We start from the raw sequence: 25665 nt of genomic DNA on the forward strand, positions 1-25665 counted from the left end.
CAGACATCCAAGCCGCCGTTCTATAAGCGAACGACAACCGGATTGGACCGATGCACAGCCTGATAAAACCGCAAAACCTCACCGCCACCCTGATGGGCAAGACCGGCGACGCCCTGCTGTGGCTACTTGCCGCCCTGCATGTCACCGCCGTCGCAATCCTGCTCATGACCTTGCTTTCGCTGGGGCAAGCGGAAGCCGCGCAGCAGCAGATCACCTGCACCGGCAGCGACATTCTCGTGGAGATGCGCAAGACCGATCCGCAGACCTTCGCAAAGATCGAGCAGGAAGCGGCCGCGATCCCGAACGGCAAGGGCAATTTCTGGCGCATCGAAAAGGCGGGAACGCCCACGTCCTATCTTCTCGGCACCATGCATGTCACCGATCCGCGTGTTCTGGAAATGCCTGCCGCCGCCAGCCCCGCCTTTGAAAAAGCCGCGACGGTGATCGTGGAATCGGACGAAATCGTCGATGACAAGAAGGTCGCGGCGTCGCTGCTGAGCAAGCCCGAACTCACCATGTTTCTGGATGGCAAATCGATCACCGACATCCTGTCGCCGGAAAATGTCGCGCGTCTGGAAAAGGGCCTCAAGGAGCGCGGCATTCCGCTGAACGCCGTATCGCGCATGAAGCCATGGATGCTTTCGAGCTTCGTCGCCCTTCCCGCCTGTGAGTTCGCCCGCAAGGCAACAGGCCTCTCCTTTCTGGACAAGAAGCTGGCCGAAGATGCCATTGCAGACGGAAAACACCTTGTCGGGCTGGAGACAATGGTGGAACAGCTGACGGCCATGTCGGAGCTGCCGATGGAATTTCATCTTCAGGCGCTGATCGAAACGCTTGAACTGGGCGACCGCATGGATGACATCATGACAACCATGACCGATCTCTACGTCGCTGGCGATATCGGCATGACGATGCCCATGCTGAAAAGCATGGACCCCAAGAAGGCCGCAGCGGAAAGCGAACAGGGCTACGCCGCCTTCGAGCAGCGTATCATCACCGACCGCAACCACGTCATGGCGGAACGTGCGGCCCCCGAGCTTGCCAGGGGCAATGTCTTCATGGCCGTCGGTGCACTGCATCTGCCGGGCGAGGAAGGCCTTGTCGAATTGCTGCGCGCGGAAGGCTTCACCCTCACGCGGGTCGATTGACCGGCTCACTCCCGATGCTGACGGGCCGGACATTGGCGCAGAACGGCCGCATCGTCGCTGGCACGATGCGGCGGTGAAACGGTCCGACGACAAGAAGATAGATCCGCCCAAACAGGTTCTTGCGCCTGACAATGGTGGTGACACTCACCAGCTGGCTGTTTTCCTTCTCTTCGAGATCGACGACGATCCGGAAATCGAGATGGCGGTCGTCGAAGCCGAGCACAGTCCGCTGTGGCGTGGAGGACAGGACTGGAAAACCACCCGCCGACGTCCCAGCCACCATTTCGACCGTTCTTAAACCGAAACGCGCCACCACGCGGTTTCGAAGCGCCATAAGGCTGCGGATCCATGCAGGAGGATGATCGAGAAGGAGCCTGCTCACATCGAGTGAGGACGGCTCCGGCGTCATCATCTCTCCCTGATAGCGATCCCGCCAGTCGGCGTCCGGTAATATGTCTTCGAAATCCCGCATTCCCGAACCCCGGCCGCGCCATGCGGCAGGGGTCACCTTCCTCTTTTTCCGAGGCACCGGAAACGCGACAAACCGCCGCTTAGCCGTGCGTCATGCGCTTCAGGACATTGGTGCGCCAGTAGAACTGGTGAACCAGAACGGCGACGACGTGACCGGCGATCAATACCCACATCAGCGCCTTGAAGGGTCCGGAATGCAACTGCCCGGCCGGCTGAGCGCCGAAGTAATAAGCGGCAATACCGGACAGGGGCAGGACGAGGAACAGGGCATAAAAGGTGAAATGCGCCAGCTTCGCCGCAATCTGAAACGGTCGCGGTTCTTCGGCCGGATGCGGCGGCACGCCCTGGAAGAAGCGTAGACAGAGGCGCAGCACCGCAAGCAACAGAATGGTGAAGCCGACATAGGCGTGAATATTGGCCGAAGATACCTGTTCCGGCGTCAGTGTTTCGCCCCGCCGCATCAGCCGGTAGGCATGTTCCATGCCATCGGGAAACAACAGGTTGAAGAAGATCAGAAGCGCCATCGCCCAATGGATGATGCGCTGCGGAACGGTGAAGGAAACTTGACTTGGAAACGCCATTTTATTGCCTTTTATCAAAAGGTTAGACAGGCTGTGGCGCGAGTATGGAAAACCCCGGCCTGCATGGCAAGCCGGGGTTTGGCAGATGACTGAAATTTAATGTTGGAGCAGCGGGCTCCAACACCGATCACATGTGGATCGGCTTGAAGAAGGTCGCCAGCGCCGCTTCCTTCACGGCTTCCGACATGGTCGGGTGCGCATGGCAGGTGCGGCCCAGATCTTCCGAAGAACCGCCGAATTCCATCAGTACGGTGATTTCGTGGATCATTTCGCCAGCGCCGAAGCCGACGATGTGGCCGCCGAGAACCCGGTCGGTTTCCTTGTCGGCGAGGATCTTCACGAAACCATCCGTCACCTGCATGGCGCGCGCGCGGCCATTGGCGGTGAAGGGGAACTTGCCAACCTTGTAGGCGACGCCAGCGGCCTTCAGTTCTTCCTCGGTCTTGCCGACGGAAGCCACTTCCGGCTGCGTATAGACCACGGCCGGAATGACGTCGTAATTCACGTGGCCGCGCTGACCGGCGAGGATTTCCGCGAGAGCAACGCCCTCATCTTCCGCCTTGTGCGCCAGCATCGGGCCCTTCACCACGTCGCCTATCGCATAGATGCCGTCGACATTGGTCTTGTAGTGACCGTCGATTTCAACGCGGCCGCGGCTGTCCAGCACAACGCCTGCTTCCGCAAGGCCAAGACCTTCGGTGTAGGGCTTGCGGCCGGTGGAGATCAGCACGACATTCGCTTCCAGCGTTTCGGCAGCGCCGCCCTTGACCGGCTCGAACACCACCTTTGCACCGGCGGCGGTCTTTTCAACGGCCGTCACCTTGGCGCCGAGCTTGAAATCGAGACCCTGTTTGGCCAGCAGGCGCTGAGCCTGCTTGGAAACTTCACCATCCATGCCGCCGAGAATATTGTCGAGATATTCGACGACGGTAACCTTGGCGCCGAGACGCGACCAGACCGAACCGAGCTCGAGGCCGATGACGCCGCCGCCGACAACGATGAGCTTTTCCGGAACTTTGGAAAGAGCAATCGCACCGGTGGAGGACACGATGACGCTTTCATCGATATCGACCTGAACGCCCGGAATGCCGGCAACATCCGAACCGGTGGCGATGACGATGTTCTTCGCTTCGATCTCCTGTGTCTCACCCTTGTCGTTGGTGACGGAAACCTTGCCGGCGGAAACCACCTTGCCGGTGCCCTGGAAGGCATCGATCTTATTCTTCTTGAACAGGAAGGAAACGCCGTCGACATTGGCCTTCACCACGCCGTCCTTGTGGCCCATCATCTTTTCAAGGTTCAGCTTCGGCGCGGCGACTTCGATACCGAGCGAATCGACACCATGGGCGACATGCGCGAAGGTTTCGGACGCGTGCAGCAGCGCCTTGGACGGGATGCAGCCGACATTGAGGCAGGTGCCGCCATAGGTCGCGCGCTTTTCGATGACAGCGACCTTCAGGCCGAGCTGTGCCGCCTTGACCGCGCAAACATAACCGCCGGGGCCTGTGCCGATTACAACTACATCATATGCCATGTTCGTTTTCCTGATTGATGTCGGGCAAGATGCCGGATCATTGCCCTGCTTGCGTTTGACCTGAAACTCAGGCCGCTTTTTCCGTTGCGAGTTTTATACCGAGAGCGATGAAGACCACACCGCTGGTGCGGTCGATCCATTGGCTGGCGCGCTGAAATGCGGCGCGCATGCGCGGCGTCGTCATGAACAGGCTGACACCGACGAACCACAGGATAAGGCAGCTCGCCATGACGAGCCCGTATCCGAACTTGATGGCGACCGGCGTGTGAGCGTGAACCACCGTCGAAAAGATCGACAGGAAGAAAAACACCGGCTTGGGATTGAGTGCATTGGCGGCAAAACCGAGCGTAAAGGCCTTAAGCGCGGTCTGGCTGCTTTTCGCCTGAACGCCTTCACCTTCAGCGGCGGGCAATTCGGTCTTGCCGGCGCGCAGCGCCTTGATGCCGATATAGATCAGATAGGCGACACCCAGCCATTTGACGATGTTGAAGATATAGATCGACTGAGAAATGATGAGGCCAAGTCCGAGGATCGTATAGGTGACGTGGAACATCAGAGACGTCCCAACCCCGAAGCTGGTGATGATGGCCTGCTTGCGACCATGCACCATTGCCTGGCGCATCACCATAGCGAGATCAGCGCCGGGCGAGACGATCGCAAAGGAAAAGATCGCCATCAGGGATGCAAGTTCGATGAGATATTGATGCATCACGAGCCGCCTTCAAAACATCAGCACGATAAACATGAGTGCCAGACCAAGCATTGAGCCCAGCCAGACGAACGAGCGGATATAAGGAACGCCCGTAAGATAAAGCGGGATATAGACAACACGGCAGATCAGCCAGAGCCAGGCACCAATAAGCGCTAGCCCGGATGGGTCACCCGCCATGATAACGCCGAAGGCGAGTGCCACAAAAGCCGGATAGGTCTCCCGGAAATTCGCCGATGCGCGCGAAGCGCGACCGGAGAGCTTGCCCTGTGGCTTCTGCTCACCGTCCCTGGGACCCGCATTCCATTCACGACCCAACTCTCTGGTCGCCATCATCCCCTGTAACAGGACATGCACGACGAGAAGAAGAACGCTTAGACCGATAAGCGGTAAAAAAGGCGAAGCGGCAAGAAATGTCGGCTGCACGTCTGCTCTCCCGGGTGGTCTTTCAGCGGGGCCTCACTTGAAACCCCGCTGAAACGAAAAGCAAGACCGATTAAAGATCGAGAACCAGACGTTCCGGATCCTCGAGGCTTTCCTTGACGCGAACGAGGAAGGTCACGGCTTCCTTGCCGTCAACGATACGGTGATCGTAGGAGAGCGCAAGATACATCATCGGACGGATGACGACCTGACCGCCGATGGCGACCGGACGCTCCTGGATCTTGTGCATGCCGAGAATGCCCGACTGCGGTGCATTGAGGATCGGCGAGGACATCAGCGAACCGTAGACACCGCCATTGGTGATGGTGAAGGTGCCGCCCTGCATGTCGGCCATGCCGAGCGAACCGTCACGCGCCGCCTTGGCGAGGCGGCCGAGTTCCTTTTCGACACCCGCGATGGAGAGCTGGTCGGCATCACGGATGACCGGAACGACGAGGCCCTTGTCGGTGCCGACAGCCATGCCGACGTGACAATAGTTCTTGTAGATGATGTCCGTGCCGTCGATTTCAGCGTTGACGGCGGGCAGTTCCTTCAGCGCGTGGGTAACAGCCTTGGTGAAGAAGCCCATGAAGCCGAGCTTGACGCCATGCTTCTTCTCGAACACGTCCTTGTAACGGTTACGCAGGTCCATGACGGCGCTCATGTCCACCTCGTTATAGGTGGTGAGCATGGCGGCGGTGTTCTGCGCATCCTTCAGGCGACGGGCGATCGTCTGACGCAGGCGGGTCATCTTCACGCGCTCTTCGCGAACGGCATCCTGCTCGGCGGAAACCGGACGGGGTGCAGCGGCCGGAGCGGGAGCGGCAACCTGTGCCGAAACGCCCTTGGCGACAGCGGCAAGAACATCACCCTTCAGAACCTGACCGCGCTTGCCCGAACCGTCGACCTGATCGGCGGACAGGTTGTTTTCAGCAAGCAGCTTGTCGGCGGCAGGTGCAGGCGGCATGGAGCCGGTTGCCGGTGCGGCAACGGCGGCAGGTGCCGGTGCGGCAGCCGCAGCAGGCTTTGCCGGTTCTGCGGCAGGTGCGGAGGTCGCAGCGCCGGCAGCACCTTCGGCGATCTGGCCGAGAAGCGCGTCGAGACCGACGGTTTCGCCGTTCTGCGCAACGATTTCGGTTAGAACGCCGGACGCAGGCGCCGGGACTTCCACGGTAACCTTGTCGGTTTCCAGTTCAACGAGCGGTTCGTCGGCCTTGACGGTATCGCCGACCTTCTTGAACCAGGTGCCGACGGTCGCTTCGCTGACGGATTCGCCGAGGGTTGGTACGCGGATTTCAGTGGCCATGATCTAGTTCCGTTATTCAGGTGTCTTTTTTGCGGGGCGATGCGGGAGAGTTTTCACTCTCCCAGCGCGTCTTCCAGGAACGCAGCAAGCTGCGCCAGGTGCTTGGACATCAGGCCGGTCGCCGGAGAGGCGGCAGCCGGACGGCCCGTGTAACGGACCTTCTGGTACTTGGCGTCGATATGCGCCAGAACCCATTCCAGGTAAGGATCGATGAACGACCACGCACCCATGTTCTTCGGCTCTTCCTGGCACCAGACCATTTCCGCATTGCGGAAGCGCGACAGCTCGTTGATGAGCGCCTTGGCCGGGAACGGGTAAAGCTGTTCGATACGCAGCAGGTAGATATCGTCGATACCGCGCTTTTCACGCTCTTCGAGCAGATCGTAATAGACCTTGCCCGTGCACATGACGACGCGGCGGATCTTCGAATCCTTCTGCAGCTTGATCGGGCCGTCCTTGATGACCTCGGCATCGTCCCACAGGAGACGGTGGAAGGAGGACTCGCCTGCAAGCTCGGCCAGCGAAGAGGTGGCGCGCTTGTGACGCAGCAGCGACTTCGGCGTCATCAGGATCAGCGGCTTGCGGAAGTCGCGCTTCACCTGGCGGCGCAGGATGTGGAAGTAGTTGGCCGGGGTCGTGCAGTTGGCAACCTGCATGTTGTCTTCGGCGCACATCTGCAGCCAGCGCTCCAGACGGGCGGACGAGTGTTCCGGACCCTGACCTTCGTAGCCATGTGGCAGAAGGCAAACGAGACCGGACATGCGCAGCCACTTGCGTTCACCCGACGAGATGAACTGGTCGAACACGACCTGAGCACCGTTCGCGAAGTCGCCGAACTGGGCTTCCCAGAGCGTCAGCGCATTCGGACGGGCGAGCGAGTAACCGTATTCGAAACCGAGAACGGCCTCTTCCGAAAGCATCGAGTTGATGACTTCGTAACGAGCCTGCGTCGGCGCAAGGTTTGCCAGCGGGATGTAGCGTTCTTCGGTTTCCTGATCATAGAGAACCGAGTGACGCTGCGAGAAGGTGCCGCGTTCGCAATCCTGACCAGAAAGGCGGATCTTGTGGCCGTCAACGACGAGCGAACCGAACGCAAGCGCTTCCGCCATTGCCCAATCGATGCCTTCGCCCGTCTCGACCATCTGCGAGCGGTTTTCCATGAAGCGCTGGATCGTGCGGTGGGCGCTGAAGCCTTCCGGAATGGTCGACAGCTTCTTGCCGATCTCCTTCAGCTGCTTCATCGGCACGCCGGTCTTGCCGCGACGCTGCTCATCGGCATTGTCGGCGGCGCGCAGGCCCGACCACTGGCCGTCCAGCCAGTCGGCCTTGTTCGGCTTGTAGGACTGGCCTGCCTCGAATTCCTGCTCGAGATGAGCGCGCCAGTCGGCCTTCATCTTCTCAAATTCGCCTTCGTTGATCAGGCCTTCGGCGATCAAACGGTCAGCGTAGATGCGCGCCACGGTCTTGTGGCCGCGGATGACCTTGTACATCTTCGGCTGCGTGAACGCCGGCTCGTCGCCTTCGTTGTGGCCGAAGCGGCGGTAGCAGAACATGTCCACGACGACGGGCTTGTGGAACTTCATACGGTATTCTGTCGCAACCTTCGCCGCATAGGTCACAGCTTCCGGATCGTCACCGTTGACATGGAAGATCGGCGCTTCGATCATCTTGGCAACGTCGGACGGATAGGGCGACGAACGCGAGAAGGCCGGGTTCGTCGTGAAGCCGATCTGGTTGTTGATGATGAAGTGCATGGTGCCGGCAACGCGGTGACCGCGCAGACCGGAAAGACCGAGAATTTCAGCAACCACGCCCTGACCGGCAAAAGCGGCATCGCCATGCAGAAGCAGCGGCAGAACCTTGGCGCGCTCGGAAAGCGGAATGATATCGCCGTCCCACTGCTTGGCCAGCTGGTCCTGCTTGGCGCGGGCCTTGCCCATGACGACAGGGTTGACGATTTCAAGGTGCGACGGGTTGGCCGTCAGCGACAGGTGAACCTTGTTGCCGTCGAATTCGCGGTCGGAGGAGGCACCGAGGTGGTACTTCACGTCGCCCGAACCCTCGACATCGTCAGGCTTGAACGAACCGCCCTTGAACTCGTGGAACACGGCGCGGTGCGGTTTGCCCATCACGTTGGTCAGAACGTTCAGACGACCGCGGTGAGCCATGCCGAGAACGACTTCTTCCAGACCTTCCTGGCCGCCACGCTTGATGATCTGCTCCAGCGCCGGGATCAGCGATTCACCGCCATCGAGGCCGAAACGCTTGGTGCCCTTGAAGCGCACGTCGAGGAACTGCTCGTAGCCTTCGGCCTCGACCAGCTTGGACAGAATGGCCTTCTTGCCTTCAGCCGTGAAGGCAACGCCCTTGTCCGGACCTTCGATGCGTTCCTGAATCCAGCCTTTTTCTTCCGGGCTGGACATGTGCATGAATTCGACGCCGATGGTGGAGCAGTAGGTGCGCTCCAGAATATCGATCATCTCGCGCACGGTCGCATATTCGAGGCCGAGCACGTTATCGATGAAAATCTTGCGGTCGTAGTCGCTTTCCTCGAAGCCGTAGGACTTCGGCGACAGCTCGTTGTAATCCTCAACCGCGACCGCGATCCCGAGCGGATCGAGCTTGGCATGCAGGTGGCCGCGCATGCGGTAGGCGCGGATCATCATGATGGCGCGAACGCTGTCACGGGTCGCCTGCAGAACTTCCGCCTGGCTGACCGGCTTGCCGGTGTCGGCGCTCTTGGCCTCAGCTTTCGCCTGAACCTTCTTTTCGATGGCCTTTTCGACCGTGGCCCAGTTGCCGTCGAGTGCGGATACCAGTTCGCCATTCGCCGGGATCGGCCAGTTGGCGCGCTTCCAGGAGGCGCCCTTGGCCGCCTTCTTCACGTCTTCCGGATTGTCGGACAACGCCTTGAAGAAGCTCTGCCACTCCGGCGACACGGAAGAGGGGTCCTCTTCGTACCGGGCATAGAGCTGCTCGATATAGGCTGCATTCGCGCCGTCCAGAAACGACGTGATCTGAAACTGCTCGTTCGCTTCTTGCCTTGCCATTGTGTTCTTGCGGACTTATCCGTCCGCCTCCTCGATGCCGTTAGGGCCGTTCGCCGGCCTGCCGCTTTGATTATTGCTGTCTGCCGCCGGGGCGGTATGCCGTTCTGTCTGTCGTTCCTTGCGGCATCGGGCAGCGTGGCATTGAAGCCGCGCCGCCCGTTACCGATGTCATGTGGTCTCAGCCTTTGAGGACTTCAACCAGCGTCTTGCCGAGGCGCGCCGGGGAAGGCGATACCTTGATGCCCGCTGCTTCCATGGCAGCAATCTTGGATTCCGCGTCACCCTTGCCGCCGGAAACGACAGCGCCGGCGTGGCCCATGGTGCGGCCCTTCGGAGCCGTACGGCCTGCGATGAAGCCGGCCATCGGCTTCTTGCGGCCCTTCTTGGCTTCGTCGATCAGGAATTGCGCCGCATCTTCTTCAGCCGATCCGCCGATTTCGCCGATCATGATGATCGACTGCGTGGCGTCGTCAGCGAGGAACATTTCAAGCACGTCGATGAACTCGGTGCCCTTGACCGGGTCGCCGCCGATACCGACAGCAGTGGTCTGGCCGAGGCCTTCGTTGGAGGTCTGGAACACGGCTTCATAGGTGAGCGTGCCGGAGCGCGAAACGATACCGACCGAACCCTTGCGGAAGATGGAGCCCGGCATGATGCCGATCTTGCATTCTTCCGGCGTCAGGATACCCGGGCAGTTCGGGCCGAGCAGGCGCGACTTGGAGCGGTCGAGGCGAGCCTTGACGCGAACCATGTCCATGACCGGGATACCTTCGGTGATGCAGGTGATGAACGGAATTTCCGCATCGATGGCTTCGATGATGGCATCTGCTGCACCTGCCGGCGGAACGTAGATTACGGATGCGTCTGCACCGGTCTTTTCCTTGGCTTCGGCAACCGTTGCGAAGATCGGCAGGCTCTCACCCTTGGAACCGGTCCAGGTTTCGCCACCCTTCTTCGGGTGAATACCGCCAACCATCTGCGTGCCGTAATAGGCAAGCGCCTGTTCGGTGTGGAAGGTGCCGGTCTTGCCGGTCAGACCCTGAACGAGGATCTTCGTGTCTTTATTAACAAGAATAGACATTATTTCCGGTCCCTCAATTAGCCGTTGATCGCCGCGACGATCTTCTTGGCTGCGTCGTCCAGATCGTCAGCAGCCGTAATCGCAAGGCCAGATTCGTTGAGAAGCTTCTTGCCAAGTTCGACGTTGGTGCCTTCAAGGCGAACGACGAGCGGAACCTGCAAACCGACTTCCTTCACCGCGGCGATTACGCCCTCGGCGATGACGTCGCACTTCATGATGCCGCCGAAGATGTTGACGAGGATGCCCTCGACCTTCGGGTCGGCAGTGATGATCTTGAAAGCTGCCGCGACCTTCTCCTTGCCAGCGCCACCGCCGACGTCGCAGAAGTTAGCCGGCTCTTTGCCGTAAAGCTTGATGATGTCCATGGTCGCCATGGCAAGGCCAGCGCCGTTGACCATGCAACCGATGTTGCCGTCGAGTGCGACGTAAGCGAGGTCCCACTTGGAGGCTTCGATTTCCTTGGCGTCTTCTTCGGTCTCGTCGCGCAGCGCCTTGACGTCGTCATGGCGGAACATGGCGTTGCCGTCGAAGGAAACCTTGGCGTCGAGAACGCGCAGATGGCCATTTTCCATGACGATCAGCGGGTTGATCTCGAGGAGAGCCATGTCTTTCTCGCTGAAGGCCTTGTAGAGGATCGGGAAGAGCGACTTGGCGTCTTCGGCTGCAACGCCGTCAAGCTCAAGCGCCTTGGAGATCGCGGCAACGTCAGCGTCGCTCACACCCTTTTCCGGGTTGATGGCGATGGTATGGATCTTTTCGGGCGTGTCGTGGGCGACAGCTTCGATATCCATGCCGCCTTCAGTGGAAACCACGAAAGCAACCTGACCGACCGAACGGTCCACCAGCAGCGAGCAATAGAGTTCGCGGGCAATGTCCGCGCCGTCTTCGATGTAGAGGCGGTTAACCTGCTTGCCGGCATCGCCCGTCTGCGCCGTGACCAGCGTGTTACCGAGCATGTCCTTGGCGTGGGAAACGACTTCGTCGATGGACTTCGCCAGACGAACGCCGCCCTTGGCGTCGGGGCCGAGTTCCTTGAACTTGCCCTTGCCGCGGCCGCCAGCATGGATCTGGCTCTTGACGACGTAGAGCGGGCCGGGAAGCTGCTTGGCAGCAGCTTCGGCTTCTTCGACCTTGAGAATGGCGACGCCTTCAGCAACCGGCGCGCCGTAGCCCTTCAGAAGAGCCTTGGCCTGATATTCGTGAATATTCATGGAATAATCCCTGTTTGGAGCCGCTAGGCTATTACTTCAGCGACGGAGCGATGTTGATGCAGGCTTCGCAGAGACCAGCGACAGCGCCGACGGACTTCTGGAAGGCGGCTTCTTCTTCCTTGTTGAGTTCGATCTCGATGATGCGCTCGATACCGCCTGCACCGATGATGGTCGGTACGCCGACATACATGTCGTCAACGCCATACTGGCCCGAGAGGTGGGCAGCGGCGGGCAGAACGCGCTTCTTGTCCTTGAGGTAGGATTCAGCCATTTCGATTGCCGAAGCGGCCGGCGCGTAATAGGCCGAACCGGTCTTCAAGAGGCCGACGATTTCCGCACCGCCGTCACGGGTGCGCTGGATGATCTGCTCGAGGCGCTCGGCGGTCAGCCAGCCCATCTTGACGAGATCGGTCAGCGGAACGCCGGCAACGGTGGAGTAACGGGCGAGCGGCACCATGGTGTCGCCATGACCGCCGAGAACGAAAGCGGTGACGTCTTCGACCGAAACGTTGAATTCTTCGGCGAGGAAGAGGCGGAAACGCGCGCTGTCGAGAACGCCGGCCATGCCGACGACCTTGTTCTTCGGCAGGCCGGAAAACTTCTGCAGCGCCCAGACCATGGCGTCGAGCGGGTTGGTGATGCAGATGACGAATGCGTTCGGCGCGTACTTCTTGATGCCGGCGCCGACCTGCTCCATGACCTTGAGGTTGATGCCGAGAAGATCGTCGCGGCTCATGCCCGGCTTGCGGGCAACGCCAGCGGTGACGATGCAGACGTCAGCACCTTCGATGGCGGCGTAATCGGAAGCGCCGGTGAGCTTTGCATTGAAGCCTTCAACCGGGCCGGACTGGGCAATATCCAGACCCTTGCCCTGCGGGATGCCGTCGGCAATATCGAAGAGGACGATATCGCCCAGTTCCTTCAGGCTGGCGAGATGCGCCAGCGTGCCGCCGATCATGCCAGAACCAATAAGTGCAATTTTTTTGCGAGCCATCGAATGCTTCCTCTTGAGCTTCAATTCAATTTCACCGCGCCAAACCGGCAGCCAAATTGTCGCACTCCGATTAGCCCCATTGGCTAAAATTGGCAACAGATTCTTTTCCGGTGAATATTTTCAATCGTTTAGATCATTATTTTCTTACGTAAACGTAAGAAAATACGTCACGAAAGTGTCAAACTTTCTGGCGTTTTTCGTGATGCAGCGCCAGATAATCCGCGCTGCGCATTTCAAACAGGCGCGAGGCGGTGCGATCGAACTCGAAACCTTCTGTTCCCTTGCGCTTGCCGAGCAGGTCTTCCGGCATGGCGGCAGCGGAGGCAAAAAGCCGGACGCTGTGGTCGTAAAGCGCATCGATGAGGATGATGAAACGCTTGGTCTCGTTGCGCTTGTCCGCGTTCAAAAACGGAATGTGATCGATGAAGACCGTGTCGAAACGATTGGCGATGGCAAGGAAGTCGGAAGCCCCAAGCGGCTTTTCGCAAAGATCGGAGAAGGAAAAGCGAGCCACCCGGCCGCTGGCGCGGGGCACCAGAATGGAACGGCCCTTCATCGGTATCTCGGTCGGCGCAACGAGGTGACCGGCAATCATGTGCCGCCAGGCCATGTCCATCGCCTGATCCGCCGAACCGTCGAGCGGCGTGACGTAGACGGGAAGGCTTTCCAGCTTCTCCATCCGATAATCGGTGGGGCTGTCCAGCGTCACCACCTCCACATGTTTTTTCAAGAGATCGACGAAGGGCAGGAACAGGCCGCGATTGAGACCGTCCTTGTAGAGATTGTCCGGCACGACGTTGGACGTCGTCACCAATGTGCAGCCATTGGCGAACAGCTCGCTGAACAGCCGCGCAAGGATCATCGCATCGGCAATATCAGTGACCGTAAATTCGTCGAAGCACAAAAGCTCCGCTTCCGCCAGGAGCTGGGCCGCGACGGGCGGAATCGGATCGGCCTGTTTGGTTTCGCCATTCTTCAGCTTCTGCCGATGTGCATGAACGCGATTATGCACATCCGCCATGAATTCGTGAAAATGGCAGCGCCGTTTGGAGGAAACGGGCGCCATCTCGTAGAACATGTCCATCAGCATCGTCTTGCCGCGGCCGACGCTGCCATAGACATACAGCCCCCTGACGGCTGCCGCAGGTCCGGACTTGCGCGCAAACATCCAGCCGAGCGCGCTCTTCTTCTTGGCGGGCTTGCGCGCCTTCAGATCCGCAAGGATACGGTCCAGATGCGCCGCCACGCCAAGCTGGGCGGCATCGGCCTGCAAGGTACCAGCTGCCGTCAATGCGTTGAGCTGTTCAACGACACTATGATTGTAATCGGGCAAGGGCTTCATGGATAAACGCCTCGGACGCGGGCGCACAAAGGCACCCGCGACGAATGGACAGGCTTAGAGCGAAAAGAGCGTTCCGGCTGCACCGGAAAGACTCATCGGCTGAGGCTGAGCGGCTGGCCGCTATTGGTGGTGCCATCAAAGCGCGCATCGGCACTTTTGTAGACGCGGCCGATCGTGTCACCCGAACGGTTCTTGAAGAGAACCATCTTGCCGGACACTTCCCAGGAACCCATAGCCGTCAGCTCGCCCGCGCAACCACGCGTGCCGCCACGCGAGCCGCTGCCGAGGTTGGTGAGCGTCAGGAACATGTCGCAATTGGCGCCGCCATTGGAAACGCGCCAGTTGCCGACCATGGATTCCTTGGTAACGTCAAGTGCGGCCGCCGGCGGAGCGGCAGAAGCGACATTGGTTCCGCCAGGGGCGGCCGAGGCAGGTGCCGACGGGAACTGGCCGCCCGTGGCGCCACCGGGCGGCGGCAGGGCGCCGGACTGGACGGAGGGCACCGGCTGCGCCTGCAAAGGCGGCGTATAACCAGGATTGTTGCTGCCGTTGTTGTTGTAATCGTAGGAGGTACGTTGGCAACCGGCGAGAGTCATCACAACCGCAAGGCCCGTCACCACATATCTGAATTGCATATCAAGCTCCCGATTCTCTCGCTTCCGGAAAGATCATGATCAAACAAGAAGGCTGAATTATTACCAAAGCCTTATCTTGCGCAAGCGATGGCCGGGATAATTACCATTTCGGTCGATTTTTACCGAATTTTCCCACGCCGGGTTGTAAAAAGGGCCACGGTCGAGACCGCGGCCCGCTAGATTTTCTGTCGTCAGCGAATCGCCTTTAAACGCGGCGCTCGACCATCATCTTCTTTATTTCCGCGATAGCCTTGGCCGGGTTCAAGCCCTTCGGGCAGGCCTGCGCGCAGTTCATGATGGTGTGGCAGCGGTAAAGGCGGAACGGATCCTCGAGATTATCCAGACGCTCGCCGGTTGCCTCATCGCGACTGTCGATCAGCCAGCGATAGGCCTGCAGCAGAACGGCGGGACCGAGATAACGGTCGCCATTCCACCAGTAGCTGGGACAGGAGGTGGAGCAGCAGGCGCAGAGAATGCACTCATAAAGACCGTCCAGCTTCAGGCGGTCCTCATGGCTCTGCTTCCATTCCTTGGCGGGCGTCGGCGAAACCGTCTTCAACCAGGGCTCGATGGAGCGGTGCTGGGCGTAGAAGTTCGACAGATCGGGAACGAGGTCCTTCACGACAGGCATATGCGGCAGCGGATAAACCTTCACCGTGCCGTTGATTTCTTCCATGCCCTTGGTGCAGGCAAGCGTATTGGTGCCGTCGATGTTCATGGCGCAGGAACCGCAGATGCCTTCGCGGCAGGAGCGGCGCAGCGTCAGCGTCGGGTCGATATTGTTCTTGATGTAGAGAAGCGCGTCGAGAACCATCGGCCCGCAATCGTCGACATCGATATAATAGGTATCGATGCGCGGGTTCTGGCCGTCATCCGGGTTCCATCGATAGATGCGGTATTCGCGCACATTCTTGGCGCCGTCCGGCTTCGGCCAGACCTTGCCTTCGCTGATCTGGGAATTCTTGGGGAGAGCGAGTTCAACCATATCCAGTTCCTCAAATCAGTAGACGCGCGCCTTCGGCTCGATCTTTTTCGGATCGATGCCGTCGGCGATGAGGTCGGTGTGAACAGGGCGGTAGTCGAGCTTGACGTCGCCTTCCGGGCTGACCCAGGCAAGCGTGTGCTTGCGCCAGTTCACGTCGTCGCGACCGGCGAACGGACCGTCGACGAAATCCTCGCGGGCGTGCGAACCGCGGCTTTCCTTGCGCGCTTCCGCGCCATAGACCGTGGTGATCGCATTGGCCATGAGGTTGTGCAGCTCGAGCGTCTCGACCAGATCGGAGTTCCAGACCATCGAACGGTCGGTGACCTTGACGTCAGGCAGTTCCTTCCAGATGGCGGAAAGACGCTGGCAACCGCTTTCCAGCGATTCCTGTGTGCGGAAAACGGCCGCATCGTCCTGCATGGCGCGCTGCATCTTGTCGCGCAGCACCGCCGTCGGCGTCGAGCCGTTGGCGTAACGCAGGCTGTCGAAACGCTCCATGATCTTGTCGCAGGCAGCCGTATCGAGAGCGGGAACAGCCTCATCACGATTGATGACCTGAGCGGCACGGATCGCCGCTGCACGGCCGAAGACCACCAGGTCGATCAGCGAGTTGGAACCGAGGCGGTTCGCACCATGAACCGAGGCGCAACCGGCTTCGCCAACAGCCATCAGACCGGGCGCGATACGCTCCGGGTTGTTGGCATCGGCATTCAGCACTTCACCCCAATAGTTGGTCGGAATACCGCCCATATTGTAGTGAACCGTCGGCAGAACCGGGATCGGCTCGCGGGTCACATCGACGCCGGCGAAAATCTTCGCGCTTTCGGAAATGCCCGGAAGACGCTCATGCAGGATCGCCGGATCGAGATGATCGAGGTGCAGGAAGATGTGGTCCTTGTTCTTGCCGACGCCGCGGCCTTCACGGATTTCCATCGTCATGCAGCGGGAGACAACGTCACGCGAGGCAAGGTCCTTGGCGGAAGGCGCATAACGCTCCATGAAGCGTTCGCCTTCGGAGTTGACGAGATAACCGCCTTCGCCGCGTGCACCCTCGGTAATCAGGCAGCCTGCGCCATAAATACCGGTCGGGTGGAACTGCACGAATTCCATGTCCTGGAGCGGCAGGCCAGCGCGGGCGATCATGCCGCCGCCGTCACCGGTGCAGGTATGGGCCGAGGTCGCCGAGAAATAGGCACGGCCGTAACCGCCGGTCGCCAGAACCACCATCTTGGCGGAGAAGCGATGGATCGTGCCGTCATCGAGGTTCCAGGCGACGACGCCGGTGCAGCGGCCGTCCGGAGACATGATGAGGTCGAGCGCGAAATATTCGATGAAGAATTCGGCATTGTTGCGCAGCGACTGGCCATAAAGCGTGTGCAGAATGGCGTGGCCGGTACGGTCGGCAGCGGCGCAGGTGCGCTGCACCGGCGGGCCTTCGCCGTAATTCTGCATGTGACCGCCGAACGGGCGCTGGTAGATCTTGCCTTCTTCGTTGCGCGAGAAAGGCACGCCGTAATGTTCCAGCTCATAGACCGCCTTCGGCGCTTCCATGGCGAGATATTGCATGGCGTCGACGTCGCCGAGCCAGTCGGAGCCCTTTACGGTGTCGTAAAGGTGCCACTGCCAACAGTCGGGCGTCATGTTGGTGAGCGATGCGGCGATGCCGCCCTGCGCCGCGACCGTGTGGGAGCGCGTCGGGAAAACCTTGGTGATGCAGGCCGTGCGGAAACCCTGTTCCGCCATGCCGAGCGTTGCGCGCAGACCCGCGCCGCCGGCGCCCACCACGATCACGTCATAGGAGTGATCGACATAGGTGTAGGCCTTGCCATTCTGGGATGGTGAACTGATCGATGCCATGGCGGGATTATCCTGCGAATGCGATTTTCAGAATGGCGAAGATGCAAAGACCGCCAATGAGAATCGCGAAAAACATATTGAGCATCAGAAGAACGAGCTTCAAAACCTCGGCGTGAATGTAGTCTTCAATGATGACCTGCATGCCGAGCTTCATGTGGATGAGGCCGGAAACCAAAACCAGAGCCATGATGACCGCAACGAGCGGGTTCGACAGCGCCGCAACGACTTCCGGATAGGGCGCGCCGGCATATCTGATGAGGAAGACGACAAAGAAGGTGAGCAACGGAACGTTGGCGACCGCAGTCACGCGCTGACGCCAGAAATGGTCGGTGCCTTCCTTGGCGGAGCCGAGGCCGCGAACCTTTCCGAGAGGTGTACGCATATCCATGAAAAATCTCCTCAGCGCACGATCAGGGCAACGACCCAGATCAGCGCGGTCAGACAGATCGACACCACCCACGAGGCCTTCGCCAGCTTGGTGGTAAAGTGCTTTTCGAAGCCGTAGCCCAGATCCCACATGAAATGGCGAAGGCCGCCAAGCATGTGATGAACCAGAGCCCAGGTGTATCCGATCAGGATGAGCCTGCCGATGATCGTACCCATCGCCCAGTTGACCCAGTCGTAATAGGCCGGACCCGAGGCGATAGCGATCAGCCACCAGGCAACCAGAAGCGTTCCGAAATAAAGCGCGCCGCCCGTGATGCGGTGCACGATGGATGCAACCATCGTCGGAATCAGCTTGTAAACTTGAAGATGCGGCGACAGAGGCCGGTTGTTAGTCGCATTCGCCATCAGAACCTCGCGGCGTTTTCCCGTGCGCCCATCAGACAGGACGCCCCCAAGCAACAGCACATGACGAAAGAATGTGCATTGCACCAACCGCGACGTTTAATCACATGGGAGCATCACGACAAGCACATTTCATGGCCGATTCCAATTTAATCGATTGGTTCACGAATTTTTTTTGGAATTTTTTTGCGTCAAAATAAAAAATCGAGCGTTTCCAAGATTTACGCCCCTAAAATATTTACCTTTACGTAATTCATGAATAGTGTAATTTACCTTTGGTTAACCAAGAAAATCCGGAGAATGAGGCTCATGTTACAGCGCCGAATCGCCGCTTTGACCATGATGGTCGCAGGCGTCATTTTCACTGTGGTGCCTCCGGCGGCGGCAGAGAATTCTTATGGCCGCCGTGATTATCAGCACAACTATCAGCATCGTCAATCGCAGGTAAGCTTCTCCACGGACGGGCTGCCATCCACCCTCTCCGGCGGTACTTACGTCGGTGCGATATCGGCGCTACGCGTTCGAGGCAATGGCAATTATTTCGCAATCGGCGGCGGGCTTTCACGGAAAGGCGCAGCGGTTGCGACGGGCACGCAGCTTGCGCCAAAGGCGAAAATCATCAATGTCCGCGCTGAAACCGCTGGCGACGCCTGCGCCTATGAACATGGCGTCTGCATTATCCGGCCATAGAGTATTTCCGGTAAAAGCATGAAGCGGTTTTACTGCAAATGCGTGATGCGCTGATCAGATGAAACGCCACACTGTGGTCTTCTTCACTTCGCTGTCTTCCAGCGCCCGCGTCACCGGCACCTGATAGGTCGCCTCCGCGCGGAGCCGCTCTTTGGGCAAATAAGCGCGTCCGGGATCGCCGACGAGGATGGTCACGCCCTTTTCCGTCAGTTCCAGAAACCACGGTACGAGAAGTTCGGCAAAGGCACGGTCGTAAAATACGTCGCCGGCCAGCAGAACATCCGCTTCAACCGCTTTCCCAACCAGATCGAGCCCGGTGAAAGCAACGTCCACGCCATTGAGAGCCGCATTCAGCCGAATGGCCGCCTCTGTCCAGGGATCGATATCGGCCGCCAGAACCGCACCGGCGCCCGCCTTTGCCGCAGCGATGGCGACCAGACCGGAGCCGCTGGCGAAATCCAGCACGCGCCTGCCGGACACGCTGTCGGGATGATCGAGAACGTAGCGGGCAAGCCCCTGCCCGCCGGCCCAGGCGAAGGCCCAGAAGGGCGGCGGCAGACCGATCGCTTCCAGCTCCTCCTCCGTCTTCAGCCACAGCTCATGGGCTTCGGTGGCGAGATGAAGACGCAACTCCGGCACATGCGGCGGATGCATGATGGCGGTATTGTCGAGAATGAAGCGTTCGGGATCGGTCCTCACCGAAGCATCAGTCCGGTGACTTCGGTGGATTGGCGAGACCGCCCATGCGGCAGACCTCGAGATATTCCTCTTCCGTCACCGGCTGCACGGAAAGCCGCATGGAAGTGACAAGCGACATCTTCGCCAGCTTCGGATTGGCTTTCACATCCTTCAGCGAAACGGGCTGCGGCATGTCGCAGACGGCGCGGATATCCACGCAATCCCATTTCAGATCGCCTTCGGCGGTCGAGTCCGGATGCGACAATGCGCAGACTTCGACGATGCCGACGACATCCAGCCCCTCATTGGAGTGGTAGAAGAAACCCTTGTCGCCGATCTTCATGGCGCGCATGTTGTTGCGCGCCTGATAGTTACGCACGCCGGTCCATTCTTCGCCCGCCTCGCCCTTGGCCTTCTGCATTTCCCAGGACCATTTGAACGGCTCGGACTTGTAAAGCCAGTAATTCGCCATGTCCGGTCATGCTCCCGGATTGTTGAAGACCCAATTATAGGGCTTCACGTCAACGCTTTCGAACAGGCCGGCCTTGGCGTAGGGATCGGCATCGGCGAGAGCCTTCGCGGCATCGATATCGGCGGCGTCAACGATCACGAGGCTGCCATTCGGCTTGCCTTCGGCATCCAGAAACGGACCGGCGATCTTCAGCGTGCCCTCGGCATTCAGCTTGTTCAGGTGCTCCAGATGCGCCGGGCGTGTTTCCATGCGTACATTCAGATGGCCGGGCTTGTCCTTGCAGATAAAGGCAAACAGCATTTTCGTCTCCTCGTTAAAACATGTCTTCCAAACGCGTCAGCGGTTTGGAGCGAAGACCCGCCCTCATTCGGTGGTGATGGGCCGTGTCATCAATTGTTGCATGGCGCTCGCCACATCCAGATTGCCGTCAATAATAGCGGCCACCGCTTCGGTAACCGGCATGTCGACAGCGTGACTTTCCCCGAGCCGGGCGGCGACGGCTGCCGCAAAAGCGCCCTCCACCAGCCCGCCGGACATGTCCTTGCCCTCACCCCGTCCGAGCGCGATACCGAAACGCAGGTTTCGCGACTGGTGACTGGTGGCGGTCAGCACGAGATCGCCAAGGCCCGAGAGGCCGCGCACCGTGTCCGCCTTCCCGCCCATCGCAACGATGAGACGCGACATTTCGGCAAGGCCGCGCGAAATCAACGCCGCCCGGGCGGAATCGCCAAGGCCCGCGCCTTCGACGATGCCGGCGGCAATGGCGAGGACGTTCTTCAGCGCCCCGCCAAGCTGCACGCCGATGCGGTCGGTAGAGGCATAAAGCCGGAAGGTCTTACCGGAAATCGTGGTCGCAAGCCGCTCGGCTATCACCGCATCTTCCGCCGCAATCGCCATGGCCGTTGGCAGGCCCCGTGCTATGTCGGCCGCAAAGCCCGGACCGGACAGAACCGCAATCGGATGATGCGGCAGTTCCGCTTCCAGAAGTTCCGTCAGCAGCCGGCCGGAGCTCCGGTCGATACCCTTGGCGCAGGTAACAATGATTGAGTCATTAGCCAGATAAGGGCCGTAGTGACGGGCCGCATCGGCATGAGCCTGCGAGGGCATGGCGAAGAGGACGATGCCGGCGCCGGCCAGCACATCTGGCTCGGCGGAAAATTCAAGCGCATCTGGCAGATCGACGCCCGGCAGGGCCGCCTCGTGCACGCGGTCGCTCCTGAGGTCGGCCATCAGCGATGGGTCGCGGCCGAGCAGGGTCACGTCATGCCGGTTTTCCAGCGCGATGACCACAGCAAGCGCTGTTCCGAAGGCGCCGGCGCCGATGACGACGATTTTCTCCCGCTGCATCAGGCCTTGGCTCCCCTTTTACCGAAACCTATCAATGTCTCCGCGCTGCCATCCAGCGGCCAGCGCGAGCGCGGCGGGATTTCGAGCGGATCGGGGTCCCGGCCGTCCGCCATGCGCTCCAGCCCCGCCCAGGCGATCATCGCGGCATTATCGGTGCAGAGCCGGTGCGGCGGCGCGACGAAGCGGAAGCCATGGGTATCGCAAAGCGATTGCAGCGTCTGGCGGATTTCCTGATTGGCGGCAACGCCGCCGGCGACGACCAGAGCAGGCTGGTTTTCTGTATGCGGAAATTCCTGGCTGAAACGGGCAAGGCCGCGGCCGATCCGATCCTTGAGCGTGCGCGACACCGCTTTCTGGAACGAGGCGCAGATATCGGCAATATCCTGCTCGGAAAGCGGCGCGATGGCGGTCGCCGCCTGCCGCACCGCCGTCTTCAGGCCGGAAAAGGAAAAATCGAGCCGTGCTTCGCCGACCATGGGACGCGGAAGCGGAAAGCGGTTCGGATCACCCTTCGCCGCCGCCTTCTCGACCGCAGGCCCGCCCGGATAGGGCAGGCCCAGAAGTTTCGCGGTCTTGTCGAAGGCCTCCCCCAGCGCGTCATCGATGGTGGTGCCCCAACGCTCATAATCGCCCACGCCACGCACCAGCACCAGCTGGGTATGGCCGCCGGAGACGAGCAGCATCAGATAAGGAAAAGACAGACCGTCGGTGAGGCGCGCCGTCAGCGCGTGGCCTTCCAGATGGTTGATGGCGTAAAGCGGCTTGCCGGCCGCCTTGGCGATGGCCTTGCCCGTCATCAAGCCCACCAGCAGGCCGCCGATGAGGCCGGGGCCGGAGGTGGCGGCGATGGCGTCGACATCGGCAAGGGTCACGCCCGCCTGCTCCAGCGCTTCTTCCACCAGCGTATCCAGCGCCTCGACATGGGCGCGCGCGGCAATTTCCGGCACCACGCCGCCATAGGCGCTGTGTTCCTCAAGCTGCGACAAAACGACGTCGGAGACGATCTCGCCATGGCCGTCCGCATGCCGAACCACAATGGATGCAGCGGTTTCGTCACAGCTTGTCTCTATGCCGAGGATACGAAGAAAGGGGGTCATCAAATCTGTTCGTTCATTGCGATCATGCGCTGAGTTGGTCTAAGACAACTCCGGTAACAATGGATAGACGCGGATGCAAACAAAACCTTTCCGAATCGGCACGCGCGGCAGCCCGCTGGCGCTCGCGCAGGCTTACGAGACGCGCAACCGGCTGATGGCGGCGCATGGCCTGCCGGAAGAAATGTTCGAAATCGTCGTGCTGTCCACCAAGGGCGACCGGATAACCGACCGTGCTTTGTCGGAGATCGGCGGCAAGGGCCTGTTTACCGAGGAGCTGGAAAGCCAGCTTCTATCCGGCGAACTCGATATGGCCGTGCATTCCTCCAAGGACATGCCGACCCTTCTGCCCGAAGGGCTCTATCTGTCCGCTTTCCTGCCGCGCGAAGACATACGCGACGCCTTCATCGGCCGCACCGCACCGAAGCTGCTGGAACTGCCGCAGGGCGCCGTGGTCGGCTCCGCATCCCTGCGCCGCCAGGCGCTGATCCGCCGCCTGCGGCCGGATCTGAGCGTTATCATCTTCCGCGGTCAGGTCGATACCCGCCTGCGCAAGCTGGAGGAAGGCCAGGCGGATGCGACGCTTCTCGCCTTTGCGGGTCTGAAGAGACTTGGTAAGGACAATGTGCCGACGGAAATTCTCGACCCGAAGGAATTCCCTCCTGCTCCCGCCCAGGGCGCAATCGGCGTGGAAAGCCGCATCGGCGATGCGCGCATGGACGAACTGCTCGCACCCATAAACGACAGGCCCACTCATGATGCCGTGACCTGCGAGCGCGCCTTTCTGGCAGCACTCGATGGTTCCTGTCGCACGCCGATTGCCGGCTACGCCACCTGCGATGGCGAGGAATTGCATTTTTCCGGCCTGATCCTCACCCCCGATGGCCAAACGAGCCACGGCATCGAAGCCTCCGGCAACCGCCGCGATGCGGCAAAGCTCGGCCGGCAGGCCGGCGAAGACGTGCGCGCCAAGGCGGGCAGCAATTTCTTCGAAGGCTGGAGCTGAGCCGATGCGGATCGTCGTCACCCGGCCGCAACGTTCGGGCGAAAGGACGGCCGCAAAGCTTGAAGCGCTTGGCCATGCGCCGGTGCTTCTTCCGCTGTTTTATCCCGCCCATCATGGCGAACGCGCCGTCTCGGCGCTATCCGCCCCGCTGGCGGCCATCGCGGTGACCAGTGCCGAGGCGCTGCGGGCGCTGGAAACATCACGGGACGGGCTGGCTCCCTATCTGTCAAAACCGCTTTTCGCCGTCGGCGGAGCAACGGCGGAAGCGGCGGGAAAAACAGGCTTCGCACGGATTTTAACCGCCTCCGGCGACGCCGTGAGTCTGACCGCGCTGGTGACTGAGCACCGGACTCTATTTTCCGAAGAAGAGCCCCTGCTTTATCTCGCCGGCAGGCCCCGTGGCGCCGTCTTCGAGGAAGGCCTTACCGCCGCCGGCATTCCGATCAGAACGGTCGATTGTTACGAGATGCTGCCCTCCGACATTTCGGAGACGATGCTAGAGACGGCGCTTGTCGAAAGCGCTGCCGATGTGGTCCTGCTCTATTCATCGGAAGCGGCGCGGGCGTTTTTTCATCATGTATCGACGGAAAAATACGTGGCGGCGCTGGCAACGACACAATTCATCTGCATCAGCCGCAACGTGTTTTCTCTCGTTCCGGAGATCTTCCGCGCAAACGCCAAGGCCGCCGAAGAACCGAGCGAAGCCGCGATGTTTGAACTTCTACGCCACAACTCTGGAACCTAATTCGAGCTCGCCTCTTTCCTTTGCCGCCGTCACTGACTAGGTTTAGATTACTGCAGGCAGAAATGAGGTTGTCATGGTATCGGGAAAGCCGCCACGCCACTCCAAGTCCAAAGCCGAACCGGTCACCATCGACCTGGACGCCAAAGACGTGAAAGCAATTTCCGCCGACGTGGACGCTGCCAAGACGGACGAAAAGCCCGGTGACAAAACACCTGAGGCCACCGCAGAGCCGGGTGTTTCGGAGACAAAGCCCGAAGCAGCCGCAACGGGAAACGCCGCCCCCATCTGGGACCAGCCCAAGAAAACCCCTATCGAGCCCGAACCCAATGTCGGCAAAGCGGAATCCGTAGCCACGGCACCGAAGGCTGAGAGCGCCGCAGACAGGCAGAAAGACCCCGTCTCGCCGGCCCCCGTTTCGCCTAAAGCCGATACAAAACCGTCGACGGGCACCACCGACACGAGCGCGGCTGCGGCCGCAGCAGCTGCTGCGAAGCCGGCCTTCGGCTCCACAGCATCCAGCAGCGCCACCGCTGCAAAACCAACGACGGCGACCTCCTCCTCCTCGGGGCCGGCAAAGCCCTCCACACCGCAGCAGGAGGAGCGCAAACAGGCCGCGACCTCCGGCCTGATCGCGGCAGGTATCGTCGGCGGCCTTGTCGCGCTCGCCGCCGCCGGCAGCATGCAATATGCCGGCATCCTGCCCTCCTTCAATGCAGGCAGGGCGGGAAGCGAAGAAATCGCCGCACTGAAAACCGATCTCGGCAGCTTGCGGCAGCAGCTTGCCAATGCGCCGGTCGGCGACACCTCCGCGCTGGAACAGCGCATCGCAACCCTCGAAGGCGCAAAGGGCGAGGCACCGCAGGTGGATGGGCTGTCGGAAAAAATCGCCGCGCTGGAATCCACCCTCCAGTCGGAGCGATCCGCGCAGGCATCGGCGACGGCGGAACTGACACGCCGCCTTGCGGATGCGGAAGCCAAGATCAACGAGCCGCGCGACGATATCGAAGTCGCCCGCGCCATCGCTTCCGCGGCGCTGAAGGCCGCGATCGATCGCGGTGGGCCGTTCCTGACGGAACTCGACACACTGTCCAAGGTAACGCCCGACGATCCGGCCATCGCATCGCTGCAATCCTTCGCCGCAACCGGTGTACCGTCACGTTCGGAACTGATGCAGAAATTCCCTGACGTCGCCAATGCGATGCTTTCCGCGATCAACCAGCCTGACCCCAATCAGGGCATCATGGAACGCCTGACCGAAAGCGCTTTTTCGCTGGTAAAGGTGCGTCCGGTCGGAAATATCGAGGGCGAAACCTCTGAGGCCAAGATCGCGCGCATGGAAAACAAGCTGCGCAACGGCGATCTGCAGGGCGCAGCACTTGAATGGAACGGGCTTCCCGATGCCGCCAAGACGGCATCCGCCGATTACAAGAAATCGCTGGATGCACGCATCGAGGTCGAGAATCTGGTCGGCGGCACGTTGAACCGCGCCATCACCAGCACCGGCAGGCAGGGGTAAG

At 60.4% G+C, this 25665-nt stretch carries 26 protein-coding genes; 5 read left to right on the plus strand and 21 right to left on the minus strand.

Annotation, left to right across the window (positions count from 1 at the left end; genetic code table 11):
* The first annotated feature begins 50 nt into the window (after nucleotides 1-50).
* Entirely contained in the window at nucleotides 51-1148 is a 1098-nt protein-coding gene (locus PH605_RS04110; RefSeq protein WP_142844367.1) for a TraB/GumN family protein, read from the plus strand.
* Here PH605_RS04110 and PH605_RS04115 read toward each other — a convergent pair.
* The 16 genes from PH605_RS04115 to sdhC all read right to left on the minus strand — a co-directional run bounded on the left by PH605_RS04115 (nucleotide 1132) and on the right by sdhC (nucleotide 18119).
* On the minus strand, nucleotides 1132-1620 hold the full coding sequence (locus tag PH605_RS04115) for a DUF2867 domain-containing protein (protein ID WP_142844368.1): 489 nt from the start codon (nucleotides 1618-1620) through the stop codon (nucleotides 1132-1134). The genes PH605_RS04110 and PH605_RS04115 overlap by 17 nt on opposite strands.
* Before the next feature lie 79 nt (nucleotides 1621-1699).
* On the minus strand, nucleotides 1700-2200 hold the full coding sequence (locus PH605_RS04120) for a cytochrome b (RefSeq protein ID WP_065656961.1): 501 nt from the start codon (nucleotides 2198-2200) through the stop codon (nucleotides 1700-1702).
* A gap of 127 nt (nucleotides 2201-2327) precedes the next feature.
* Nucleotides 2328-3734: a dihydrolipoyl dehydrogenase gene (gene lpdA, locus PH605_RS04125; protein ID WP_125145310.1), complete on the minus strand. Its 1407-nt coding sequence runs from the start codon at nucleotides 3732-3734 to the stop codon at nucleotides 2328-2330.
* Nucleotides 3735-3801: 67 nt separating this feature from the next.
* Entirely contained in the window at nucleotides 3802-4443 is a 642-nt protein-coding gene (locus tag PH605_RS04130) for a LysE family translocator (RefSeq protein WP_065656959.1), read from the minus strand.
* A gap of 12 nt (nucleotides 4444-4455) precedes the next feature.
* Nucleotides 4456-4869: an MAPEG family protein gene (locus PH605_RS04135; RefSeq protein ID WP_065656958.1), complete on the minus strand. Its 414-nt coding sequence runs from the start codon at nucleotides 4867-4869 to the stop codon at nucleotides 4456-4458.
* Nucleotides 4870-4939: 70 nt separating this feature from the next.
* The gene (gene odhB / locus PH605_RS04140; protein WP_142844369.1) at nucleotides 4940-6172 is read right to left on the minus strand and encodes a 2-oxoglutarate dehydrogenase complex dihydrolipoyllysine-residue succinyltransferase; all 1233 of its coding nucleotides are present in this window, start codon (nucleotides 6170-6172) and stop codon (nucleotides 4940-4942) included.
* A gap of 53 nt (nucleotides 6173-6225) precedes the next feature.
* The gene (locus PH605_RS04145) at nucleotides 6226-9222 is read right to left on the minus strand and encodes a 2-oxoglutarate dehydrogenase E1 component (RefSeq protein ID WP_065656956.1); all 2997 of its coding nucleotides are present in this window, start codon (nucleotides 9220-9222) and stop codon (nucleotides 6226-6228) included.
* A 178-nt stretch (nucleotides 9223-9400) separates the two neighbouring features.
* Nucleotides 9401-10303 carry a succinate--CoA ligase subunit alpha gene (gene sucD / locus PH605_RS04150; RefSeq protein WP_003492390.1) on the minus strand — a complete coding sequence of 301 codons (903 nt, stop codon included), beginning with the start codon at nucleotides 10301-10303 and terminating at the stop codon, nucleotides 9401-9403.
* A gap of 17 nt (nucleotides 10304-10320) precedes the next feature.
* Nucleotides 10321-11514, minus strand: coding sequence for an ADP-forming succinate--CoA ligase subunit beta (sucC, locus tag PH605_RS04155; RefSeq protein ID WP_125145313.1), 1194 nt, complete (start codon nucleotides 11512-11514; stop codon nucleotides 10321-10323).
* A 31-nt stretch (nucleotides 11515-11545) separates the two neighbouring features.
* A complete protein-coding gene (gene mdh, locus PH605_RS04160; RefSeq protein ID WP_065657038.1) occupies nucleotides 11546-12508 on the minus strand; it encodes a malate dehydrogenase in 963 nt (320 codons plus the stop codon).
* Between the two features lie 178 nt (nucleotides 12509-12686).
* Nucleotides 12687-13850, minus strand: a complete 1164-nt coding sequence (zapE, locus tag PH605_RS04165) for a cell division protein ZapE (protein ID WP_142844370.1) — start codon at nucleotides 13848-13850, stop codon at nucleotides 12687-12689.
* A 92-nt stretch (nucleotides 13851-13942) separates the two neighbouring features.
* Nucleotides 13943-14485: a protease inhibitor Inh/omp19 family protein gene (locus PH605_RS04170; protein ID WP_080815662.1), complete on the minus strand. Its 543-nt coding sequence runs from the start codon at nucleotides 14483-14485 to the stop codon at nucleotides 13943-13945.
* A gap of 205 nt (nucleotides 14486-14690) precedes the next feature.
* Nucleotides 14691-15470 (minus strand): succinate dehydrogenase iron-sulfur subunit, encoded by a 780-nt coding sequence (locus PH605_RS04175; protein WP_003523509.1) that lies wholly within the window; start codon nucleotides 15468-15470, stop codon nucleotides 14691-14693.
* A gap of 15 nt (nucleotides 15471-15485) precedes the next feature.
* A complete protein-coding gene (gene sdhA / locus PH605_RS04180; protein ID WP_065656952.1) occupies nucleotides 15486-17327 on the minus strand; it encodes a succinate dehydrogenase flavoprotein subunit in 1842 nt (613 codons plus the stop codon).
* 7 nt (nucleotides 17328-17334) lie between these two features.
* The gene (gene sdhD / locus PH605_RS04185) at nucleotides 17335-17715 is read right to left on the minus strand and encodes a succinate dehydrogenase, hydrophobic membrane anchor protein (protein ID WP_065656951.1); all 381 of its coding nucleotides are present in this window, start codon (nucleotides 17713-17715) and stop codon (nucleotides 17335-17337) included.
* 11 nt (nucleotides 17716-17726) lie between these two features.
* Nucleotides 17727-18119 (minus strand): succinate dehydrogenase, cytochrome b556 subunit, encoded by a 393-nt coding sequence (gene sdhC / locus PH605_RS04190; RefSeq protein ID WP_065656950.1) that lies wholly within the window; start codon nucleotides 18117-18119, stop codon nucleotides 17727-17729.
* Nucleotides 18120-18425: 306 nt separating this feature from the next.
* On the opposite strand from sdhC, the gene PH605_RS04195 reads away from it, so the two are divergent.
* Nucleotides 18426-18806 (plus strand): hypothetical protein, encoded by a 381-nt coding sequence (locus PH605_RS04195; RefSeq protein WP_161987766.1) that lies wholly within the window; start codon nucleotides 18426-18428, stop codon nucleotides 18804-18806.
* A 54-nt stretch (nucleotides 18807-18860) separates the two neighbouring features.
* Here PH605_RS04195 and PH605_RS04200 read toward each other — a convergent pair whose 3' ends face one another.
* From PH605_RS04200 to tsaD, 5 genes are all read right to left on the minus strand, one after another.
* Nucleotides 18861-19505, minus strand: coding sequence for a class I SAM-dependent methyltransferase (locus PH605_RS04200; RefSeq protein ID WP_080856830.1), 645 nt, complete (start codon nucleotides 19503-19505; stop codon nucleotides 18861-18863).
* 7 nt (nucleotides 19506-19512) lie between these two features.
* A complete protein-coding gene (locus PH605_RS04205) occupies nucleotides 19513-19956 on the minus strand; it encodes an EVE domain-containing protein (protein ID WP_003523502.1) in 444 nt (147 codons plus the stop codon).
* Between the two features lie 6 nt (nucleotides 19957-19962).
* The gene (locus PH605_RS04210; RefSeq protein WP_003523501.1) at nucleotides 19963-20256 is read right to left on the minus strand and encodes a YciI-like protein; all 294 of its coding nucleotides are present in this window, start codon (nucleotides 20254-20256) and stop codon (nucleotides 19963-19965) included.
* Nucleotides 20257-20319: 63 nt separating this feature from the next.
* Nucleotides 20320-21303 carry an NAD(P)H-dependent glycerol-3-phosphate dehydrogenase gene (locus tag PH605_RS04215; RefSeq protein ID WP_125145317.1) on the minus strand — a complete coding sequence of 328 codons (984 nt, stop codon included), beginning with the start codon at nucleotides 21301-21303 and terminating at the stop codon, nucleotides 20320-20322.
* Nucleotides 21303-22400 carry a tRNA (adenosine(37)-N6)-threonylcarbamoyltransferase complex transferase subunit TsaD gene (gene tsaD / locus PH605_RS04220; RefSeq protein ID WP_078052370.1) on the minus strand — a complete coding sequence of 366 codons (1098 nt, stop codon included), beginning with the start codon at nucleotides 22398-22400 and terminating at the stop codon, nucleotides 21303-21305. Before tsaD ends, PH605_RS04215 begins: the two co-directional genes overlap by 1 nt.
* A 73-nt stretch (nucleotides 22401-22473) precedes the next feature.
* Between tsaD and hemC the strand changes: the two genes are divergently transcribed.
* The 3 genes from hemC to PH605_RS04235 all read left to right on the plus strand — a co-directional run bounded on the left by hemC (nucleotide 22474) and on the right by PH605_RS04235 (nucleotide 25664).
* The gene (gene hemC / locus PH605_RS04225; protein ID WP_142844371.1) at nucleotides 22474-23403 is read left to right on the plus strand and encodes a hydroxymethylbilane synthase; all 930 of its coding nucleotides are present in this window, start codon (nucleotides 22474-22476) and stop codon (nucleotides 23401-23403) included.
* 4 nt (nucleotides 23404-23407) lie between these two features.
* The gene (locus PH605_RS04230; protein ID WP_142844372.1) at nucleotides 23408-24148 is read left to right on the plus strand and encodes a uroporphyrinogen-III synthase; all 741 of its coding nucleotides are present in this window, start codon (nucleotides 23408-23410) and stop codon (nucleotides 24146-24148) included.
* A 73-nt stretch (nucleotides 24149-24221) separates the two neighbouring features.
* A complete protein-coding gene (locus PH605_RS04235) occupies nucleotides 24222-25664 on the plus strand; it encodes a COG4223 family protein (RefSeq protein WP_142844373.1) in 1443 nt (480 codons plus the stop codon).
* Nucleotide 25665: the final 1 nt, after the last annotated feature.

Source organism: Agrobacterium sp. CFBP 3001 (assembly GCF_027871605.1).
GTDB classification, from domain to species: domain Bacteria; phylum Pseudomonadota; class Alphaproteobacteria; order Rhizobiales; family Rhizobiaceae; genus Agrobacterium; species Agrobacterium leguminum.

What these genes read in the sequence shown, in the direction of transcription:
- sdhA (WP_065656952.1), bottom strand. Translation starts at nt 17,327, where the DNA reads ATGGCATCGATCAGTTCACCATCCCAGAATGGCAAGGCCTACACCTAT.
- PH605_RS04205 (WP_003523502.1), bottom strand. Translation starts at nt 19,956, where the DNA reads ATGGCGAATTACTGGCTTTACAAGTCCGAGCCGTTCAAATGGTCCTGG.
- PH605_RS04175 (WP_003523509.1), bottom strand. Translation starts at nt 15,470, where the DNA reads ATGGTTGAACTCGCTCTCCCCAAGAATTCCCAGATCAGCGAAGGCAAG.
- sucC (WP_125145313.1), bottom strand. Translation starts at nt 11,514, where the DNA reads ATGAATATTCACGAATATCAGGCCAAGGCTCTTCTGAAGGGCTACGGC.
- PH605_RS04110 (WP_142844367.1), top strand. Translation starts at nt 51, where the DNA reads ATGCACAGCCTGATAAAACCGCAAAACCTCACCGCCACCCTGATGGGC.
- zapE (WP_142844370.1), bottom strand. Translation starts at nt 13,850, where the DNA reads ATGAAGCCCTTGCCCGATTACAATCATAGTGTCGTTGAACAGCTCAAC.
- PH605_RS04230 (WP_142844372.1), top strand. Translation starts at nt 23,408, where the DNA reads ATGCGGATCGTCGTCACCCGGCCGCAACGTTCGGGCGAAAGGACGGCC.
- sdhC (WP_065656950.1), bottom strand. Translation starts at nt 18,119, where the DNA reads ATGGCGAATGCGACTAACAACCGGCCTCTGTCGCCGCATCTTCAAGTT.
- mdh (WP_065657038.1), bottom strand. Translation starts at nt 12,508, where the DNA reads ATGGCTCGCAAAAAAATTGCACTTATTGGTTCTGGCATGATCGGCGGC.
- PH605_RS04115 (WP_142844368.1), bottom strand. Translation starts at nt 1,620, where the DNA reads ATGCGGGATTTCGAAGACATATTACCGGACGCCGACTGGCGGGATCGC.
- PH605_RS04130 (WP_065656959.1), bottom strand. Translation starts at nt 4,443, where the DNA reads ATGCATCAATATCTCATCGAACTTGCATCCCTGATGGCGATCTTTTCC.
- PH605_RS04215 (WP_125145317.1), bottom strand. Translation starts at nt 21,303, where the DNA reads ATGCAGCGGGAGAAAATCGTCGTCATCGGCGCCGGCGCCTTCGGAACA.
- tsaD (WP_078052370.1), bottom strand. Translation starts at nt 22,400, where the DNA reads ATGACCCCCTTTCTTCGTATCCTCGGCATAGAGACAAGCTGTGACGAA.
- sdhD (WP_065656951.1), bottom strand. Translation starts at nt 17,715, where the DNA reads ATGGATATGCGTACACCTCTCGGAAAGGTTCGCGGCCTCGGCTCCGCC.
- odhB (WP_142844369.1), bottom strand. Translation starts at nt 6,172, where the DNA reads ATGGCCACTGAAATCCGCGTACCAACCCTCGGCGAATCCGTCAGCGAA.
- hemC (WP_142844371.1), top strand. Translation starts at nt 22,474, where the DNA reads ATGCAAACAAAACCTTTCCGAATCGGCACGCGCGGCAGCCCGCTGGCG.
- sucD (WP_003492390.1), bottom strand. Translation starts at nt 10,303, where the DNA reads ATGTCTATTCTTGTTAATAAAGACACGAAGATCCTCGTTCAGGGTCTG.
- PH605_RS04195 (WP_161987766.1), top strand. Translation starts at nt 18,426, where the DNA reads ATGTTACAGCGCCGAATCGCCGCTTTGACCATGATGGTCGCAGGCGTC.
- PH605_RS04235 (WP_142844373.1), top strand. Translation starts at nt 24,222, where the DNA reads ATGGTATCGGGAAAGCCGCCACGCCACTCCAAGTCCAAAGCCGAACCG.
- PH605_RS04145 (WP_065656956.1), bottom strand. Translation starts at nt 9,222, where the DNA reads ATGGCAAGGCAAGAAGCGAACGAGCAGTTTCAGATCACGTCGTTTCTG.
- lpdA (WP_125145310.1), bottom strand. Translation starts at nt 3,734, where the DNA reads ATGGCATATGATGTAGTTGTAATCGGCACAGGCCCCGGCGGTTATGTT.
- PH605_RS04120 (WP_065656961.1), bottom strand. Translation starts at nt 2,200, where the DNA reads ATGGCGTTTCCAAGTCAAGTTTCCTTCACCGTTCCGCAGCGCATCATC.
- PH605_RS04210 (WP_003523501.1), bottom strand. Translation starts at nt 20,256, where the DNA reads ATGCTGTTTGCCTTTATCTGCAAGGACAAGCCCGGCCATCTGAATGTA.
- PH605_RS04170 (WP_080815662.1), bottom strand. Translation starts at nt 14,485, where the DNA reads ATGCAATTCAGATATGTGGTGACGGGCCTTGCGGTTGTGATGACTCTC.